The sequence below is a fragment of the Aneurinibacillus aneurinilyticus ATCC 12856 genome (assembly GCF_000466385.1).
GTDB lineage: Bacteria > Bacillota > Bacilli > Aneurinibacillales > Aneurinibacillaceae > Aneurinibacillus > Aneurinibacillus aneurinilyticus.
Genome location: NZ_KE952778.1, coordinates 1 through 1,018, shown reverse-complemented (window position 1 = coordinate 1,018; position 1,018 = coordinate 1). Strand labels below are relative to the sequence as shown.

General features: G+C 38.0%; 1 protein-coding gene. It reads right to left on the bottom strand.

The features are described from left to right. Nucleotides 1-237 precede the first annotated feature (237 nt). On the bottom strand, nucleotides 238-660 hold the full coding sequence (locus HMPREF0083_RS11660; RefSeq protein WP_148315956.1) for a hypothetical protein: 423 nt from the start codon (nucleotides 658-660) through the stop codon (nucleotides 238-240). Between the last annotated feature and the right edge of the window lie 358 nt (nucleotides 661-1,018).

Here is a 1,018-nt window from a genome sequence, read left to right as displayed (position 1 = left end):
TTGTGGTGAAAGGTAAGAAAAGAAGGAAGGGCGGGAGCGGTCGGAAAAAGACACCTTGGCCTTTCTTCTGCCGGAGCGCAGGGCGCATCCATCCCCTCCTTTTTTCCGAATTCTCTCCTTCCAGCCACCTGAACTTTTGTTAATACATCAAGTGATTTCTATATAGATTAAGGATGCCTAGATTTAATAACTTTAAGATATAAAGATACTTCTTCACATTGTGTGCATTTACCTTTTTTAAAGGAAATTTTTTAACATAGATTGCACCAGAGGACTTTGTAGAAGATTCATGATTTGGGCGAAATCCATATTACCAAGTAAATCCCCTAGAAAACCATCTTTTTTACTTGTTTTAACTTCTGTTTGAACTTCGGTTTCACCTTTATTGCGCCGCTTCCTGGGTTGTCTATTGCTTTTTTTGGCTAAATGCTGTTTAACCTCTGCTAATTCCGCCATAATATTTTCTAATTTTTCCCTATTACCCTTTGCCTCACTCACATATCCTTGTATTTCATGCAATATACTTTCAACTTTTTCCCTATTATCCTTTATCTCGGTCATGCTATCTTCTATTTTATGCAGCGTACTTTTAATTCCTGATATTTGCTGATTGATAGCCTGCAGTTCTTTTCTCCGATTTACATTGTACTTTTTTTTCATGACAAGACACTTCCTTTTCTTTTGTACTAATACACTCAATACCCATTGTATGTTGAAAAGGCTATAATAGAGATAAGGCATGTACCTATATATATCTGACTTGATAAAGCGACATCCTCCCGTGGTAGGAGGTACGAGAGGCCGGAAAAAGACATGCTGGTCTCTCTTCTGCCAGAGCGCAGGGCGCATCCAACCTCTTCTTTTTTCCGAATTTCCTACTTCCAACCACGTTATCATGTCAAAATATCAAGTGTAACTTATATAAAATAGCCTGAGTCCGCTTACATTTCGAACCCAGGCTGTATAAATCTCAAAGTAAGATTATATACCAAGGGTGTTGATTATCCAGTATAATCCA

Bases quoted from the DNA above. Each gene is read 5' to 3' on its own strand.
- HMPREF0083_RS11660 (WP_148315956.1), bottom strand. From the start codon at position 660: ATGAAAAAAAAGTACAATGTAAATCGGAGAAAAGAACTGCAGGCTATC.